Origin of the sequence: Macrococcus sp. 19Msa1099 (assembly GCA_019357535.2) — a bacterium.
In the GTDB taxonomy this organism is placed as follows: Bacteria; Bacillota; Bacilli; order Staphylococcales; family Staphylococcaceae; genus Macrococcoides; species Macrococcoides psychrotolerans.
Genome location: CP079955.1, coordinates 1,595,877 through 1,613,371, shown reverse-complemented (window position 1 = coordinate 1,613,371; position 17,495 = coordinate 1,595,877). Strand labels below are relative to the sequence as shown.

The 17,495-nt window shown below is 39.4% G+C and carries 19 protein-coding genes and 1 riboswitch; of the genes, 12 read left to right on the top strand and 7 right to left on the bottom strand.

Annotation, left to right across the window (positions count from 1 at the left end):
- Positions 1-27 precede the first annotated feature (27 nt).
- Both menE and KYI10_08440 read left to right on the top strand, forming a co-directional pair.
- A complete protein-coding gene (menE, locus tag KYI10_08445) occupies positions 28-1,410 on the top strand; it encodes an o-succinylbenzoate--CoA ligase (GenBank protein QYA32409.1) in 1,383 nt (460 codons plus the stop codon).
- A complete protein-coding gene (locus KYI10_08440; protein QYA32408.2) occupies positions 1,397-2,356 on the top strand; it encodes an enolase C-terminal domain-like protein in 960 nt (319 codons plus the stop codon). Before menE ends, KYI10_08440 begins: the two co-directional genes overlap by 14 nt.
- A 37-nt stretch (positions 2,357-2,393) precedes the next feature.
- Here the strand turns inward: KYI10_08440 and yidD are convergent, their stop codons facing one another.
- Both yidD and KYI10_08430 read right to left on the bottom strand, forming a co-directional pair.
- A complete protein-coding gene (gene yidD, locus KYI10_08435) occupies positions 2,394-2,618 on the bottom strand; it encodes a membrane protein insertion efficiency factor YidD (GenBank protein QYA32407.1) in 225 nt (74 codons plus the stop codon).
- 9 nt (positions 2,619-2,627) lie between these two features.
- Positions 2,628-3,386 (bottom strand): hypothetical protein, encoded by a 759-nt coding sequence (locus KYI10_08430; GenBank protein ID QYA32406.1) that lies wholly within the window; start codon positions 3,384-3,386, stop codon positions 2,628-2,630.
- 37 nt (positions 3,387-3,423) lie between these two features.
- On the opposite strand from KYI10_08430, the gene ytkD reads away from it, so the two are divergent.
- On the top strand, positions 3,424-3,891 hold the full coding sequence (gene ytkD, locus KYI10_08425) for an RNA deprotection pyrophosphohydrolase (GenBank protein QYA32405.1): 468 nt from the start codon (positions 3,424-3,426) through the stop codon (positions 3,889-3,891).
- A complete protein-coding gene (locus tag KYI10_08420) occupies positions 3,869-4,639 on the top strand; it encodes a prolyl oligopeptidase family serine peptidase (GenBank protein ID QYA32404.2) in 771 nt (256 codons plus the stop codon). Before ytkD ends, KYI10_08420 begins: the two co-directional genes overlap by 23 nt.
- A 50-nt stretch (positions 4,640-4,689) precedes the next feature.
- Here the strand turns inward: KYI10_08420 and pckA are convergent, their stop codons facing one another.
- Positions 4,690-6,282, bottom strand: a complete 1,593-nt coding sequence (pckA, locus tag KYI10_08415) for a phosphoenolpyruvate carboxykinase (ATP) (protein QYA32403.1) — start codon at positions 6,280-6,282, stop codon at positions 4,690-4,692.
- Between the two features lie 187 nt (positions 6,283-6,469).
- A riboswitch (SAM riboswitch) is annotated at positions 6,470-6,580 on the top strand.
- A gap of 92 nt (positions 6,581-6,672) precedes the next feature.
- Here pckA and metK point away from each other — a divergent pair.
- A complete protein-coding gene (gene metK, locus KYI10_08410) occupies positions 6,673-7,863 on the top strand; it encodes a methionine adenosyltransferase (GenBank protein QYA32402.1) in 1,191 nt (396 codons plus the stop codon).
- A 41-nt stretch (positions 7,864-7,904) separates the two neighbouring features.
- On the opposite strand, the gene KYI10_08405 is transcribed toward metK, so the two are convergent.
- Complete coding sequence (locus KYI10_08405) at positions 7,905-8,066, bottom strand: hypothetical protein (protein QYA32401.1); 162 nt, start codon at positions 8,064-8,066, stop codon at positions 7,905-7,907.
- Between the two features lie 217 nt (positions 8,067-8,283).
- Here KYI10_08405 and KYI10_08400 point away from each other — a divergent pair, with 217 nt between their 5' ends.
- The gene (locus KYI10_08400; protein QYA32400.1) at positions 8,284-9,198 is read left to right on the top strand and encodes a nuclease-related domain-containing protein; all 915 of its coding nucleotides are present in this window, start codon (positions 8,284-8,286) and stop codon (positions 9,196-9,198) included.
- 155 nt (positions 9,199-9,353) lie between these two features.
- Here the strand turns inward: KYI10_08400 and KYI10_08395 are convergent, their stop codons facing one another.
- The 3 genes from KYI10_08395 to KYI10_08385 are packed head-to-tail and all read right to left on the bottom strand — an operon-like array spanning position 9,354 to position 10,353.
- A complete protein-coding gene (locus tag KYI10_08395) occupies positions 9,354-9,686 on the bottom strand; it encodes a CrcB family protein (GenBank protein QYA32399.1) in 333 nt (110 codons plus the stop codon).
- Positions 9,683-10,018 (bottom strand): CrcB family protein, encoded by a 336-nt coding sequence (locus KYI10_08390; GenBank protein ID QYA32398.1) that lies wholly within the window; start codon positions 10,016-10,018, stop codon positions 9,683-9,685. The genes KYI10_08395 and KYI10_08390 overlap by 4 nt, the downstream gene beginning before the upstream one ends.
- Before the next feature lie 38 nt (positions 10,019-10,056).
- Complete coding sequence (locus KYI10_08385; protein ID QYA32397.1) at positions 10,057-10,353, bottom strand: hypothetical protein; 297 nt, start codon at positions 10,351-10,353, stop codon at positions 10,057-10,059.
- Between the two features lie 134 nt (positions 10,354-10,487).
- On the opposite strand from KYI10_08385, the gene KYI10_08380 reads away from it, so the two are divergent.
- From KYI10_08380 to KYI10_08355, 6 genes are all read left to right on the top strand, one after another.
- Positions 10,488-11,198 (top strand): transaldolase, encoded by a 711-nt coding sequence (locus KYI10_08380; protein ID QYA32396.1) that lies wholly within the window; start codon positions 10,488-10,490, stop codon positions 11,196-11,198.
- A 157-nt stretch (positions 11,199-11,355) separates the two neighbouring features.
- Positions 11,356-11,550: a hypothetical protein gene (locus KYI10_08375; protein QYA32395.1), complete on the top strand. Its 195-nt coding sequence runs from the start codon at positions 11,356-11,358 to the stop codon at positions 11,548-11,550.
- Positions 11,551-11,643: 93 nt separating this feature from the next.
- Positions 11,644-15,174: a S8 family serine peptidase gene (locus KYI10_08370; protein QYA32394.1), complete on the top strand. Its 3,531-nt coding sequence runs from the start codon at positions 11,644-11,646 to the stop codon at positions 15,172-15,174.
- A 199-nt stretch (positions 15,175-15,373) separates the two neighbouring features.
- Positions 15,374-16,087 (top strand): 5-oxoprolinase subunit PxpB, encoded by a 714-nt coding sequence (gene pxpB / locus KYI10_08365; protein ID QYA32393.2) that lies wholly within the window; start codon positions 15,374-15,376, stop codon positions 16,085-16,087.
- Positions 16,084-17,055 (top strand): biotin-dependent carboxyltransferase family protein, encoded by a 972-nt coding sequence (locus KYI10_08360; GenBank protein QYA32392.1) that lies wholly within the window; start codon positions 16,084-16,086, stop codon positions 17,053-17,055. Before pxpB ends, KYI10_08360 begins: the two co-directional genes overlap by 4 nt.
- A 1-nt stretch (position 17,056) precedes the next feature.
- Positions 17,057-17,488, top strand: coding sequence for an acetyl-CoA carboxylase biotin carboxyl carrier protein subunit (locus KYI10_08355; GenBank protein ID QYA32391.1), 432 nt, complete (start codon positions 17,057-17,059; stop codon positions 17,486-17,488).
- The last annotated feature ends 7 nt before the right edge of the window (positions 17,489-17,495 follow it).

The following is a 17,495-nucleotide window of genomic DNA, read 5'->3' as shown; positions in this document are numbered from 1 at the left end:
TAATCTTTATACAAAAGGATGATGGTCATGGAGTGGCTAAAGGATAGTGCGACTAAAGTGCCGCATAAGACAGCGATAATCTATAACGACGATACAATTACATATGCAATGTTATATAGACATGCACTGAAAGTTGCACATGCGCTACATCATTATAACCGTATCGCGTTAATTGCAGAGAATACACTGGTTAATGTCTATATGATTCACGGTGCGATGCTTGCCGGGACTGAAATTGTGATGATCAACAAACATCTGACTGCAGCTGAAGTTGTGCGACAAATGAAGTCGGTGCAAGTCGATACGTTGTTTACGACTAAAGAAATGAATATAGACGCTATAAATACGAATACTTTTGTAAACGATGCGCTGCGTGCACATACGACTTATACACCAGTTCAGAATAATAAAGATGATATATTATCGATTATGTTCACGTCCGGTACGACAGGGGTACAAAAAGCAGTGCCTCAAACTTACGGTAACCACGAGGCAAGTGCTGCACTATGCAAGCAGACGTTTACGTATTCTAGTCAGTCCGTATGGCTTGATACACTGCCACTCTTCCATATTAGTGGGCTCAGCATATTGCTGCGCGCGGTAATGGATCATTGTACGGTCGTACTGCATGATGGATTTCATGAGGCTCAGATCATAGACGATCTGAATACATATAAGGTGACTCATCTATCGCTCGTCCCTCAGACACTTGAACGATTATTACATCATGGCCTTGAGCCATCCTATTTACAAGGAATTCTGGTAGGGGGCGCGAAACTGGATGAACGTATATTAACACAATCGCTTAAACGCAATCTTCCAATCTATACGTCGTTTGGAATGACTGAAACATGCTCTCAAATGATCACAGCAACGCCTGATGATATCGCACAAGCCCGTAATAGTGTCGGACGCATCAATGATAACTTTAAACTGTTTGACTGTGTAGATGGCATCGGTGAAATTGGCGTGCGTGGTGAGCATGTGATGCACGGTTATTTATATCCTGAACAAGCAAACGTTCACGCCTTTCGTGACGGATTCTTTATGACAGGTGATATTGGCTATATTCAGGACGACTACTTATATATATTAGACCGCAGGAAAGATCTGATTATATCAGGTGGGGAGAATATATACCCGAGTGAGATAGAGCAAGTCATATTAAACAATACAGAAATTCATGCAATAGCTGTTATCCCAAAAAGTGATGCACAGTGGGGACAAGTACCGGTCTGTGTATATGAAGCGGATGACGATCTGGATGAGAAGATTATAAATGTCCTATGTGACCGTCTTGCGAAATATAAACATCCGAAACAATTTATCAGAACAGATTCACTCATACGCACATCAAACGGTAAAGTATCACGTCATAAAGTGAAGGAATGGTTTGATGGAATGTACTGAGCTTAATTTATATACATATGAAGCACCATTCAAAGTACCGATTAAGACAAATCTCGTTCAGATGAATGAACGTAAAGTGCTTGTAGTAGGCATTGTTATCGACGGTGTGGAATATTTTGCTGAAGTAAACAGCTTTGAGACACCATGGTATCATTACGAGACGATTGCAACATCGATTGATAACTGTAGAGATATCTTTAATAGCATAAAGCATATTGATATACCCTCGATCGAAGCATTGCAGCCTTACTTAAAAGTGGATGCCCCGAACGCAAGCAGTGCATTTGATGTCATTGCCTATCAATATTTCAATCCGTTAAAGAGTGTTACTGTACCAATCGGTGAGACACTGCATCAAGGGGTTTCTTCATTTAATCATGATTCAAAGCGCATAAAACTAAAGATGCATCATAATATTGCCGAACAGGTGCAAACGATACGTGAGTCCAGCAATATACCGATTGTAATCGATGCGAACGGACTGTTACAGGAAGATCACTTCGAATTACTTAATACACTATCACAATACGACATATCATATATCGAACAGCCGTTTAAGCACATTAAACTGTACGATGCATTACTGAAACGTCACCCGCATATTCCACTGGCCATCGACGAAAGTGCAACAGATCGTCAAACGATTCAAGCATTTAGAGATATCGGTGTGACGACAGCAGTCGTTAAATATAGTCGTATTGGCGGTATTACGAAAGTACAGTCATTACCGAAGCAAATGACTTACGTATCAGGAGGGATGTATGAATTTGGTCTCAGCAAATATGTTACAGCGATGCTTGGAGAACAGTTTGGCACAGTGCCTGACGTTACAAAGAGAGGCACTTATTTTGAGCATGATTTTACAACGTACGATGAAGCAGTATCAGACGGCTGTTTAACAATGACACCGCCCGTAGTACAGAAAGAACAATTAACACAACTATAAGAAACGCTCACTACAATGATGTAGTGAGCGTTTTACTCTAACGTTCTTTCTTCGGCGGTACCGGATCAAATCCTCCTGGATGGAAGGGATGACATTTGAGAATGCGCTTCACGGTTAAGTAGCCGCCTTTCATTGCACCATGTGTTTCTATTGCTTCTAATCCATATTGAGAACATGTTGGATGGAAGCGACACGCAGGGGGTGTCATCGGCGATATAAACTTACGATAAAACTTAATCAAGGTTAATAATAGTTGTTTCATAACATTCCTCTATTCTTCACTGTACATCTGCACATTCGTTTCATTAAGTTTCGAATATTCTGTCGTCTGCTCCATTATGATCTCAATAGGTTTATTCCCATGCTTGCCACTCACTTTCAATTTGAAGTTGAGGGTCTCTGGATCATATTGTGCATTATACGTTATGTCATAGCTGCCGCTCTCAACAGTCAAGTCAGTAATATCATTAAATACTTTAATCTGGTTCATACTTGATTGATGAAACCCATATTGATAAAGGGCTAACAGTGCTTTAGACTTACCCTTATAGGTTAATCTATTGTCCTCTTGCTTTACATTATCAATCGTTGGTTTTATGACATCCTGTAGTAGGTGCGTAATATTTACAATTTGTGACTGCACACCTGAGAAGTAATCATTATCTGCCTGACGTGCACGATAATTCAAATACTTCGCTTTCGGATATGTTGTAACATCTCCATTATCTAAATTAAAGATAACAGATTTCACATCATATTTCGCATGATTAGACTTAGCGTCTATCTTGAGCGCACTTTCATTGATGGAATCATATTCAGAGTCAGTCGTCTGTGTAAACTTTGTCGTGAACTTATCATACATCGCAATCGTTTCATTCTCAGAATGAAGTGTTAAGCTTTCTGTATTCTTAACACGCTGCTGAAGCTTTGTTAATAGTTCATCGTTCGTCAGCTTCTTTTCTTGTTCTTTCGTTGAACAACTTGCGAGAATTAATGCTAAAATAAATATAACTACAGAAAATTTCTTCATCAAATAACCTCTTAATAATAATAGATTGGAGACTGCTATGGAATTTCATGACCATGCCGGAAATAAAGTCTTACTGACTTTAAATGATCAGCCGGATAGCGATAATAAACATGTACTTATCATAACAAATTATAACGGGAAATACTTACTTACGCATAATAAATTTCGTGGTGTGGAGTTTCCAGGTGGCAAAGTTGAACAAGAGGAGACGTCACTAGAAGCGGCAAAGCGCGAACTGTATGAAGAGACAGGCGGAATAATCGATACGATACGCTATATTGGGACATACACTGTTTATGCAGGGAAGCCATTTAAGAAAGACGTGTACTATGCACAAATTAAACATATAGAAGAACAAGACGATTATATGGAAACGAACGGGCCAGTGATCGTGGCAAAACTTGATGAAGTGGCAGAGAGCGATAAAAGCTTTATATTAAAAGACGACTGCGTCAACTATATCGTAGGGGTATTACAGAAAGATGGGGAATATGATGTTCAATAGAACGAAGATTAACGCACAACTCGGTGGCATTCCTTTTGAGACGTTTGACTATCAATCAGATGACTATATCGTTAAAGCAATGATCTATGAACCGAAACACGTGAAACGCATCGTCATCTACTTAAGAGGCGGGAAAGGTGCAGTCGGAACGGTTAGACCAGCGAGACTGATGCAGTTTGCGTATAAGGACACACTGGTTGCAGCACCTTATTATCGCGGTACACACCAGAATGGTCAAGATGAATTCGCAGGTGCAGATAGAGAAGACGTCTATGCACTTGTAAGACTGTTAAGAGCACAGTACGACGTACCGATACACTTCGTTGGATTTTCGAGAGGCGGAATACAAGGGTTAGTAACGTATCAGGAAGCTGACGTGACATCCTTTATCACATGGGGAGGAGTGTCGAGTATCTACTATATGTATGATGAACGACAAGATCTTCGCAGTATGCTGAAACGCCTCGTCGGACCAATCAGTAACAAAGCGGCGTATGACCGACGAGAAGGGATTAATCTCGTAACGAAAGATAGCCCGCCAATCATGATTGTACATGGTACAGAAGACAAACTTGTCAGTATAGAGCATGCATATATGCTGATCGATAAATTAAAACAGCTCGGAATTAAGCATAAAGTGTTATTTATTGAAGGGGAGCAGCATGTGATGCGTCCAGACAATGAACGCTATGTATTACAGGAAATTGAAAAGTGGATGGAAGAAGTGGAAAGGGAAATAAAATCATAATATAGTAGATGAAAAAAACGCCACTTTAAAAAAAGCGACGTTTTTTTGTGCTATCCTCTAAAATTAAATCCACCTTTAGTTTCGATTTCAGCGGACTTCTCACCAAACTTCTTAAAGTTCTCCTGGAAGCGTAATGCCAAGTCTTTTGCTTTCTCATCATAAGCATCTTTGGATACCCATGCATGACGGGGATACAGAATCTCTGCCGGTACACCTGGTACATGCTTCGGAATATTAAGTCCGAAGATTTCATCCTGATGATACTCAACTGTCTTCAGTTCGCCGCTAATCGCACGTCGAATCATAGAACGTGTATGCGTTAAGTTCATGCGGCTACCGACACCATACTCTCCGCCAGTCCATCCTGTATTCACAAGATAAACTGCTGCATCATGTTTATCGATTAGATCCCCTAACATGTTCGCATATACTGTCGCATGTAACGGTAAGAACGGTGAGCCGAAGCATGTAGAGAATACCGGTTGTGGGCTTGTTACGCCACGTTCAGTTCCTGCTAATTTAGATGTAAATCCACTTAAGAAGTGATACATCGCTTGTTCTTTCGTTAATTTAGAGATTGGAGGTAACACACCGAACGCATCAGCAGTTAAGAAGATGATTGTATTCGCGTGTCCTGCAATTGATGGTAGAACGATATTATCGATATTATCGATTGGATAAGCTGCGCGAGTATTTTCAGTTAAAGATTTATCCGTGTAGTCCGGCACACCTTTTTCATCGACCTTAACGTTCTCGAGGATGGCACCGTAACGAATTGCGTCGTAGATCTGAGGTTCTTTCTCACGAGATAAGTCGATCGTCTTCGCATAGCAACCGCCTTCGATATTAAACACACCGTTGTCATTCCATCCGTGCTCATCATCACCGATAAGTTTACGCTGTGGATCTGCAGATAGTGTCGTCTTACCAGTACCAGATAATCCAAAGAATAACGCAACGTCCTTATTCTCACCGACGTTTGCTGAACAGTGCATGCTCATAATGCCTTGTGTCGGTAATAAGTAGTTCATCACACCGAAGATACCTTTTTTCATTTCGCCGGCGTATTCTGTACCACCAATTAAGATGATCTTATGACGGAAACTTGTAATGATGAATGTTTCAGATTTCGTTCCATCAACTGATGGATCAGCCTTAAAGTGTGGTGCAGAGATAATTGTGAAGTCAGGTGTAATGTTTAGTCCTTCTTCCGTTGTTTCAGGACGGATAAACATTGTACGTGCAAATAGGTTATGCCAAGCAAGTTCGTTCACAACGCGTAGTTGTAGTTGGGATGATTTATCAGCACCTGCATAGCCTTGGAATTCATAGATCTTTTCTTTTTTGCTTAAGTAGTCTGTCACTTTATCCAGTAAGTTTAAGAATACTTCTTCTTCGATAGGCTGGTTGATTGTACCCCAGTCGATGTTATCTTCAGTTTCAGCTTCACGCACGATGAACTTATCTTTCGGTGAGCGTCCAGTATATTTACCGGTTTCGCTGCGTACCGCACCGGATTCTGTTAACACACCTTCACCGTTGAATAGAATTTCCGTAATCAATTGTGTTCTTGATAATTGACGTTCTAGATTTCCAGTGTTTAATTTGCTCAGTTGCTCAATTACTTGAGTATTTTCCCCCATGGTCAGCCTCCAAAAAGTTATTGTTCTGCTTTTGTAAGCAGTTTCATGAAATAGTATAACATATCAATTTGAAGGTTTCATATAAATTATGTATAATCTTTATATTCGAAATTATTCAGAAAATTTCTGATATATGCGGTATTGTTGACAGTGAACATAAAGTTTAGTAATATCTAACTTGCGGATTCTCTTATCCAGAGTGGTGGAGGGACATGGACCCTTTGAAGCCCAGCAACCCTTAACAATGTGTTAAGTAAGGTGCCAAACCGTTTGCAGATTAATTTCTGAACGATAAGAGTAGAATGGTCGTTTATTGTGCCTTCTCTCTTACTAGGAGAGAAGGCTATTTTTTTTATAGTCCCGTAATTAAATTCAAGGAGTGTAATATATATGACAGACCGTAAATTATTTACATCAGAATCAGTAACAGAAGGACATCCGGATAAGATTGCTGACCAGATTAGTGATGCTATCTTAGACGAAATCCTAAAAGGAGATCCTAAAGCACGTGTTGCTTGTGAAACATCTGTAACAACAGGTATGGCGTTAATCGCAGGTGAAATCACAACGTCAACGTATGTTGATATTCCTAAAGTCGTGCGTGAAACAGTTAAAGAAATCGGTTATACACGTGCAAAGTTTGGTTATGACTTCCAGACGATGGCAGTGCTGACGGCAATCGATGAGCAGTCACCAGATATCGCTCAAGGTGTGGATAAAGCGTTAGAAGATCGTGATTCATTAACGGATTCTGATATTGAATCAATCGGTGCAGGTGACCAAGGTTTAATGTTCGGATTTGCTTGTAACGAAACAGAAAGCTTAATGCCATTACCAATTTCTTTATCACATGAACTTGCACGTCGTTTAACAGAAGTACGCAAAGACGGTACGTTAGATTATCTACGTCCAGACGGTAAGACACAAGTTACTGTTGAGTATGATGAAGCAGGGAAACCGAAACGTATCGATACGATCGTTATCTCATCTCAACACCATGAGAAGATTGAACTTGAACAAATTCAGGAAGATATTAAAGAACACGTGATCAAGCCGGTTGTTCCAGCGGATTTAATTGACGATGAAACAAAATACTTCATTAATCCAACGGGTCGTTTCGTAATCGGTGGTCCTCAAGGGGATGCGGGTCTTACAGGTCGTAAGATTATTGTAGATACGTACGGTGGTTATGCACGTCACGGTGGCGGTGCATTCAGTGGTAAGGATGCTACTAAAGTAGACCGTAGTGGTGCATATGCAGCACGTTACGTTGCGAAGAATATCGTAGCAGCAGGTCTTGCGGATAAGTGTGAAGTACAGTTAGCTTACGCTATCGGTGTAGCACAGCCTGTATCTATCTCTGTTGAAACTTATGGTACTTCAGACTACACGGAGCAGCAGCTTGTTGAAGCGGTACGTAAAACATTTGATTTACGTCCAGCAGGAATTATCCAGATGTTAGACTTACGTCGTCCAATCTACAAACAGACAGCAGCGTATGGTCACTTCGGTCGTACTGATGTTGACTTACCGTGGGAAGCGACAGATCGCGTCGATACATTAAAAGCCAATTTATCATAATAATAAAAGCTGTAAACCAATGAGGTTTACAGCTTTTATTATTATTCTTCGGTTGTCTCTTCTTCAGTAGATTCTTCAGTGCTTTCCTCTTTTGCTGCATCTTCAGTTTTAGCATCATCTGATTTCTCTTCATTACCACAAGCTCCTAGTAGTAGAGTTGACGCGAATGATCCTGCCAGTAACATTTGTTTGTACTTTGCCATTATCAAAACCTCCAATGTAGTTTGTCCGAGTATAGGTATGGACACTGCAAGTATTCCATTTAGATATTAAGGTATTGTTAATCTATTATAAAATAGTGTGAAATTTCTATTAAGATGTGAAAAGCAGTTTTATTTTTAAATTAATTTATCTAAAACAATGAAGTTGTGTCTCTTTTTCTTTATAATGAAACTATTAAACATTAGAAAGGTGAGAGCTATGTCTTTATCAAATTTACAACCCATGCATTATATCGCACTTGGATTAGCAGTAGCACTGTTGTTATTCATCGTGCTCTTTATATATGCACTATCGAGCAAGAAGAAAGCAATACGTGCAAAGGAAGAAGCACTGAACAAAGAACGTTCAGAAATGAAAAGTAACTACGAGGAATCTAGTGAAAAATCAAGATTAACGTTTAAGAAGGAACTTGCTGAACAGAAAGATACATACGAAGCACAGTTATCGACACAAAATGCACAGATTGATTCACTGAAATTATTTTCTAGAGATAAGGGAGAATATTTAACGGATTTAACATTGATTAACCTTAAAGATAATCTTGTCGCACAAGAACGCATCCGTCCAGAAGATATGCACGTATTAGCGAATATCTATATTCCAGGAAAACGTGTGAAAAGTACAGATAAGCTAGATCACGTTATTTTAACACGTACAGGAATTTACGTAATCGATTCTAACTACTGGACAGGACATCTATACCACGGTATTAGTGAGATGCAGTTTGATGGGGAACCGATATTTGAAACAGTATTCAACATATTAGAACTAGATTCGAAATCTGAACAGACAATCTGTCTCGATAAGGGAGAAGACGGTTCAGCACAGTTCAGGTCATACAAACATTCGATAGAAGAACTGAAGCTAAAGGCAGAACGATTAGAGAAAGTATTCGAATTACCGTATCCGGTTACACCGATTGCTTACTACAATGCAGAAGGAGTAGGAAGCGAGCATATTACGAACTACTCTCGCGATAATAGTGTGAAGGTAATTGTCGGTGAGAAAGAATTGGAACATTTCTTCGAGAAGTTTGTCTTCCACGGCAGATTCCAGTATAAAGTTGAAGAATTAGAAGAAGTACGTGCAGCAATTGAACATTTGAATCCGTAGAGTGAATTCAGATGCGCAAGTACCAGATTATTGCGTTTTCTGGTGCTTACGTAAAGAAACTTATAAAAAATAAAAGAAAGTACCAGATTATCGATTAATCTGGTACTTTCTTTCGTCAATGCTTCTATCATGTTTACTACTGTCTTCACAAAAAATTACAATTTTGTAATATGTATTAAAACATAGCCGACTGTAAACAGTAAGGGTCCGAATATATAGCTTGAAAGCGCATAAGTAAGACACTTTCGTTTATGCGACTGCCACAGTGCAACAAGTTCAAGATTAAGTGTAGAAAATGTCGTGAAACTGCCGAAAATACCGACACATATCCATAAACTCCAGCTATCGCTTAATGCCGCACATAGTCCGAGCAGCAATGACCCGAGCAGGTTCGCAATGAGCGTCCCTGTGGGATATGCATCGTTATATTTGCTGAGTAATAATCTTAAATAAGCCCCGATTGGAGCACCAAGCATTACAAGGATCATCGCGCACCTGCCTTTACACCGAGAAGGCAGAGCAGAAATCCACCAATGATGGTAAGCACTAGATAAAGCATTAGCATCCTATACGCGCCTGTTGACAATAATACATACGTCTCTTTACTCATCGTGGAAAATGTTGTGAAGCTGCCAAGGAACCCAGTCGTAATTGCTTTATAATGATGGGGCTCTAAGCGTGTTTTTAACGCAGTGGAACTATAACCCATTAAGAAAGCACCGATAACATTGACAATCAGTGTAGCCCATATATTTTCGAATATTAAGCTGAGCCCATATCTGCTCGCGGCACCGAGCATGCTCATCACGATAAATAGCATATTTCAACCTCCTATAATAAAAGGACAGGACCTCAGTCCTATCCTAGAATGCCGAATAATATCAAAATACTTAATAATTGTAATAAAATAACGATCAGTATGACAAATGGCCATACTTTTGCAACTTTACGAATGCCTGAAGAGAGTTCACTTTTTAACCCTTTATCAATCATTATGATACTGATGATCAGCATAATGCAGTTGGAGATACCTGTGAACAAGACGATAGACTTTAAAGAACCAAATAGCATAGACATCAAAGGATTGTAGCCATTGCAGATAATGCTTAAAAGGACGAAGAATATGGACAGATAGACGTATTTGTTCCCTTTCATAATAAACCTCCATATTTTAATTCTTATATTTTATCATATTTATATTGTTCCGTATTGTTTTTTTATAAGTTGTCAATGTAGCGTACACGAAAGAAATTGTTATAATAAAGATATCAATTAAGAGGAGGTCAATTATGACTAAGTTAAATGTTCAAGTATTCGCAGATGGTGCCGATATCAATCAGATGAAAGAGGCGTATCAGAACAAGACGGTAGATGGGTTTACGACAAACCCATCATTAATGGCTAAAGCAGGTGTAGAAGATTATAATTCATTTGCAAAGGCTGCAGTAGAAGCAATTCCTGATGCATCGATTTCATTTGAAGTGTTCGGTGATGATATGGAGATGATGGAGAAAGAAGCAGCCATCATCCAGTCATTCGGCGAAAATGTATTTGTTAAGATTCCTGTAGTGAACACAAAGGGAGAGTCAATGATTCCGCTTATCAAACGCTTATCTGAACAAGATATTAAACTGAATATCACTGCAGTATATACGATTGAACAAGTAGAAGCGATTGTGGATGCGATTAAACCGGGCGTTGAGTCATACGTATCAGTATTTGCTGGACGTATCGCGGATACAGGTGTAGATCCGATGCCTTTAATGAAACAGTCGGTTGAAGTTTGTCACAGTAAAGACGGCGTGAAGTTATTATGGGCAAGCTGTCGTGAGTTATACAATGTTATTCAGGCAGATGAAATCGGCTGTGATATTATTACGTGTCCGGCAGATGTTGTAAACAAGATCCCGAACATCGGGCGTGACATTAATGAACTTTCAGTAGATACTGTAAAAGGATTCGAAAAAGATATTAAAGCGAGCGGCTTGAGTATTTTATAATTGATTTGTGATGAGTAGGTGATGTGGTGAGTGTCCAAAAAACGGCCACTCGCACACCCAAATACATCTGAGTGTCCAAAAAACGGCCACTCGCACAAAATAACAGTAGTCTGAGACATTCTCCGTCTCAGACTTTTTTTACAAGTGAGGTGATTTTATGAAATATTTAGTGCAGCTCCATCCTGACGCACAAGACTCTTTTTTTGAAGAAGCACATATAGACGTCATTCGTCATTACGAAATGATGCAGCAATATTTAGTAGAGTTGAATGAGGAAGACCATAGCCTCCTTATTCAAAATCCTTATGTTCTGCATATTGAACGTGATCATGATGACAACACAATTTTATAAAATAAAAAAAAGGTATTGCTTTCTTTCGAAAATCGATATAATATAATAAACATACAAAATTTTCAGACTATTATATGATTCGGAGGAATTTCATTGACCAAGAAGTTTAAGCTAAAAGCGGCATTATTATCGATCGGACTTGTAACAACACTGGTGTCACCTGTTCAAGGTGCAGAATTTGACACCAAGAAACCTCGAGCACCAAAGTTAAATAGTACAAGCATTGCCCAAAATAAAGCGATTGACAGTCAGCTGAAAGTATTGAGCCAACAAGGGGCAATTGATAATGACTTAAAGGGGATTTCCGGACAAGTCAATGTTATCGTACACTATGATGAACCCTCTGTCGGACTGGAACGAGGGTTAAAACAGACCAAGAGCAAGAAATGGTCAAAGCTCTCAGATGAAAAGGTTAAAGAAAAGATTGCAAAACAGCAGCAGAAGGCAAACAGCAAGATGCAGAATAAAGGCATCAAATATAAGAAGAATCATTCATATCAAACGGTAATTAACGCTGAGGCAATGACGGTTGATGCTAAAGATATTGAAAAGATTGCTCAAATTGAAGATGTCGCACTCGTCGAAAAAGATGATGTCATCCAAATCGATCCTTCTGAAATGCAGGCTTCAAAACAACAAGATGTGGCCAAAGATACGATGGGAGATGAGCTGAACTTAAAGCTGATTCCGAGTATCACACATTTGAAGGTAGATAAAGTATGGGAGCTAGGTAATAAAGGTAAGGGTGTTAAAGTCGGAGTAATTGATACAGGAATCGACTATAACCATCCAGATTTAAAGGATGTCTATAAGGGTGGCCGCAACTATGTTGGTGGTGGTGACTACAATACGAAGCGTAATGCAGATGACCCTTATGAAACGAAACCGGAAGAACGTCCAGGCCACCTGCCGGAAGTCAATGAAAGTGGCAGCGAATATTATACAACTCATGGAACACACGTTGCAGGGACGATTGCTGCACAAGGTAAGAATGAATTCGGAATGTATGGTATCGCACCGAATGTCGATTTATATGCATATCGTGTGCTTGGAGCGTACGGTCGTGGAAGTACGTCATGGATTGTTGGTGGCATTGAAGATGCGGTGAAGGATGATATGGATGTCATCAACTTATCGCTAGGTAATTCAAGTCCAGAAGAAAATCAAGCGAACTCGATGGCAGTGAACAATGCGATGCTCCTTGGTGTAACGGCGAACGTTGCAACAGGAAACTCCGGACCAGAGCGTTCAACAATTGGTGGACCGGCAACGAGTCCGTTAGGAATCGGCGTAGGTAATACAACACTACCTGAAGAACGTATAGATGTTGATTTAAAGCTAGGTGAAGAAACAAAGAATTACAAGTTGATGGCGTATGAGTTTGGAAATAATCCAGAAACAACGTTAAAGGATCAATATGAACTTGTAAATATACCAGGACTTGGAAAGAAAGAAGATTTTGCGCAAGTGAATGTGAAAGATAAAGTTGCACTTGTAGAACGTGGTGAAATTGCATTTGTAGAGAAGATTAAAAATGCAAAAGATGCAGGTGCAAAGGCGGTTATTGTTTACAATTCAGAGACAGGGTCAAATAGCCCAGGACCGGCAGATATTTTCGTGGGTGCTTCATTCGATTATATCCCGACTGTTGATATGGACCGCACACAAGGTTTAGCACTGAAAGCGAAGCTTGAAAAAGAGAAGGTGATGATTGATTTCACTAAATTCAACGTTACGACGACACCAGGAGATGACGTGAATGACTCATCTTCTCGTGGACCATCATTGCCAAACTTTGATATTAAGCCTGACGTGAGTGCACCTGGAACAAATATTTTGTCGACAATTCCTTCGTTTGCAGTAGGCGATAACTATAGTAAGGCATACGCACAATACACAGGAACATCGATGGCTACACCACATATCTCTGGGGTGAGTGCCCTATTGAAAGAATTACATCCAGAATGGACACCATTTGATATTAAGAGTGCACTGAGCAATACAGCGAAACATCTTGATAAATCTAAATTTGACGTCTTCAGTCAAGGTGCGGGTCTAGTTCAGCCACTTGAAGCTGCAACTGCAACATCACTTTTCAAAGTGGCGCATGAAACAGAAGTAAATGGCGTGAAACAAACACATACACGTGGAACGATTGCATTTGGCAACCAAGTTCCGACAAGTAAAGCACAAGTAATTACGAAGACTATTGATGTACAGAAATTATCATCTGATGATAACTATGCAATTGAAGTTGAAACAACACGACCTTCAAAATCTGGTGCAACAGTAACTACAGATGTGCAATCAATCCAGTCAGGTAAGGTTACTGTAAACTTAAATATTCCAGCAGGCACACCTGTTCAAGGTGACGAAATTCAAGGATATATTCACTTTAAAGGCAATCGTTCCTATGCTCTGCCATTTGCAGCGAACTTATCTGAAGTGAAGAAGAAAGGCTTTGAAAAATTTGCCCTGACAAACTACCATATGTCACCAAACGGTGATGGTAATAATGACGCTTCTTCAGTACACATGAAAGTATATAATAAACAAAACTTAACGCTGTTAAAATATTATGATTTACTGAATGAGAAGAGTGGACCAGCAGGTGACGGTTACGTAGGAAGTATTGATCTATTCCCTGGTTTAGATGGAGAGAAAGAAGTTGTGCTGGATGGTAAGCTGTACAATATTGAAGGCTCAAATCGCGTTGAAGGGAAGCTTGCAGACGGTGTATATGCAGTAGATGCTATTACGACGAGTGATAATGGAAATGCCACAGCAGATGACTATCCATTATTTGTTAAGACGAAACCAGCAGAAATAAAATCATTAGCTTTAAATAATGGAAAGCTATCATTTAAACTTGATGACCTGTACATCAATGCTAAAGAAACACTTGCAAGTTATGATATTAACTATAATGTTTCTGAATTTCTAAAAGCTAGCTATGAACTAAGCAATAATAAAACAGGTGAAGTCGTAATATCTGATGGTGGTGAAGGAACGATCGATATCAACGATAAAGGTGAATATCATCTCACATTAAACGTTGAGGATGTTGCAGGAAATAAAGCCAGCTTTAAGTATACGGTGAACACGAATACGAATGAGGTCTCAGAAGGACACAAAGACATCAAAGATAACACTGGGACACCAGTTGATGAAGCTAAGACGTTAACAGACAGCGAAGTCAATCAATTTGTTAACGGAAAGCAAAAAGTATTAACAGTGGAAGGTGACAAAGCTGTAACCTTTACTAAATCACAGCTTGCTAAACTTTCACAGATGAAGAAGAATAAAAGTATCGTATTAAATACATCGCTGCACGCTGTCAGTTTAAATTCAGCAAACATGAATGAACTGAGCAAATATGGAGATGTAACGATACAGATTAAAAAAGTAGACAGCACATATCAGAATGCAGTTCAAGTACTGGTTAAAGCTGGAGATTCAGAAGTGAAATCATTAGTACGACCTTATGCATTATATATTAAAGGAAACAGAGGACTGAATGTATATAATGCAGACGCTAACCAACGCGTCGCAAGTAAGTACGATAAGAAGCTTGGACAATATGGTATCCAGGTTACACAATTTAATACATTTGGATTGAAGTAATATGAGCTCTCCCGAATTTATGTCGGGAGGGTTTTTTGTTTTAAAGGGGAGAGAATTGATGTATGAAATTGGCATGGTGCCAAATTCGCATTCCCCTTGTGCCTCTATATAGTCGCCTTAACGCGTTAAATGATAGAAAATAGTTTCTAATAATCAGAAAATTATGGTAACATATTAATGTTGTAAAGAAAGGGGTTACATGATGAAATTTTTCGATGTTAGTGAAAATTGTATTAGCTGCGTATTTAACGAAAAAATCGCACCTGATATTAACACATCTGTGATTGCTCTAAGTCGAGCGATCGAACAGGCACAGATTGAAGGGATAACTGAACTGGTCAATTCATATAATACTTTAGTAATATATTTTAATGATGATATAACAACACATGATGAACTAAAGAAGCACATTTCAGAATTAAAGATAGCTGACAGTAATACTGAAAAGAAGCGTACGTTTGTAATACCTGTATGTTATGACAAAAAGTATGCGCTTGATCTAGAAGAACTTGCAGCAGCACATGAATTAACGACAGAAGAAGTGATTCAGATTCATTCTGAAAATGAATACTTAGTCTATATGCTAGGATTTATGCCGGGGTTCCCGTATCTTGGTGGTCTGGATGAGCGTATCGCGACGCCGCGTAGGTCATCTCCTAGAAAAGCGATTCCAGCAGGTTCTGTCGGTATCGCTGCGAATCAGACAGGAATGTATCCACTTCAGTCACCAGGAGGCTGGAATATTATCGGGCAGACACCACTGAAGCTCTATGACCCAAATAGAAATCCTGTCGTTTATTATGAAGCGGGTGATTATATTAAGTACGAACCGATTACGCTTGAACAGTTTGACGAGATTAAGCGTCAAGTTGAAGCGGGTACGTATGAGATACAAGTGAAGGAGGAGAAATGATGGGATTACAGGTTATTAATCCAGGGTTGTTCACGACCATTCAAGATCTCGGTCGATTCGGCTATCAGAATATCGGTCTTAGTCCTTCTGGCGGAATGGATTATCGTGCAGTCATGCTTGGTAATTTACTCCTAGGCAATGATGAATTTATGAGTATCGAGATGACGATGCAAGGGGGGATATTTAAGTTTGAAGAAGCATGTGCATTTGTGATTACAGGAGGTAATATGCTTGCGGAACTTAATGATACACCTGTAGAAAATCGTGCTGTACATAACGCTGAAGCCGGAGATATCTTAACATTCAAAGCAGTGAAGAACGGCTATAGAACGTATTTAACAGTAAAGAATGGCTTTAAGCTGGACAAGGTGAATAATAGTTATGCAACACACACTAAGATTGGTATCGGTGGTGTTGAAGGGCGTACATTACGTAAAGATGATATTCTCGAGTTCAATAAGCCTGAGCATAGCAAGACGCAGCGCTTAGCGACACATTTTATCGATAAGGTGAGTACGATCCGTTTTATACCTGGTCGTCAGTATAAACGTTTTAAAGATGTTCATGAAACATTGCTGAACACTTATGAAATTTCAAATACATCTGACCGTATGGGTATGCGTCTAGAAGGTGAACCGCTTCAAGTGAAGACGAACTATGACATTATTTCAGAACCTGTCCAATTGGGTAGCATACAAGTTGCATCTGACGGGCAGCCGATTATTTTATTGAATGATCGTCAGACTGTCGGTGGTTATGCGAAGATTGGGACGGTATACTTTGCAGATATCCCGACACTTGTACAAAAAGCACCTGGCAGTGAAGTACGCCTTGTAGAAGGAACGCTTGAAGAAGCGATTGAAGAGAAGAAGAAAATGATGAGCATTATTAATGAAGTTGGCCTACATGCGTATGATGTAAGACATACGAGTGGCAGAATCCAAAAATTAATACAAAGGGCGGAGTAAAATGAATTCAGAAAAGTTACAGCAGTTAATCGATATGATGAACGACAATGATTTAAAGATCATTAAAGTAAAGTCAGGGAAAGATGAGTATTACGTAGAAAAAGCGGTGCAAGAAGTACAATACGTACCACAAGCACCTGTTGCAGGAGTACCACAATCACAAGTTCAAGCTGAACGAGAAACGCCAGGCGATCATGTACAAAAATCTCAGCTTGTCGGAACATACTATAATATGCAGGATGAAACATCGAAGGAACCTTTTATTCGTGTAGGAGATAAAGTGGAAAAAGGTGATCGCATCGGTATTATTGAAGCAATGAAAGTGATGAATGATGTCTTTGCAGATGTTGACGGTACAATCGAAGAAATCTTCGTACAAAATGGTACTGCTGTTGCATATGACGAGCCACTTGTACGTATTAAAGAGAAGTAAGGGGGAA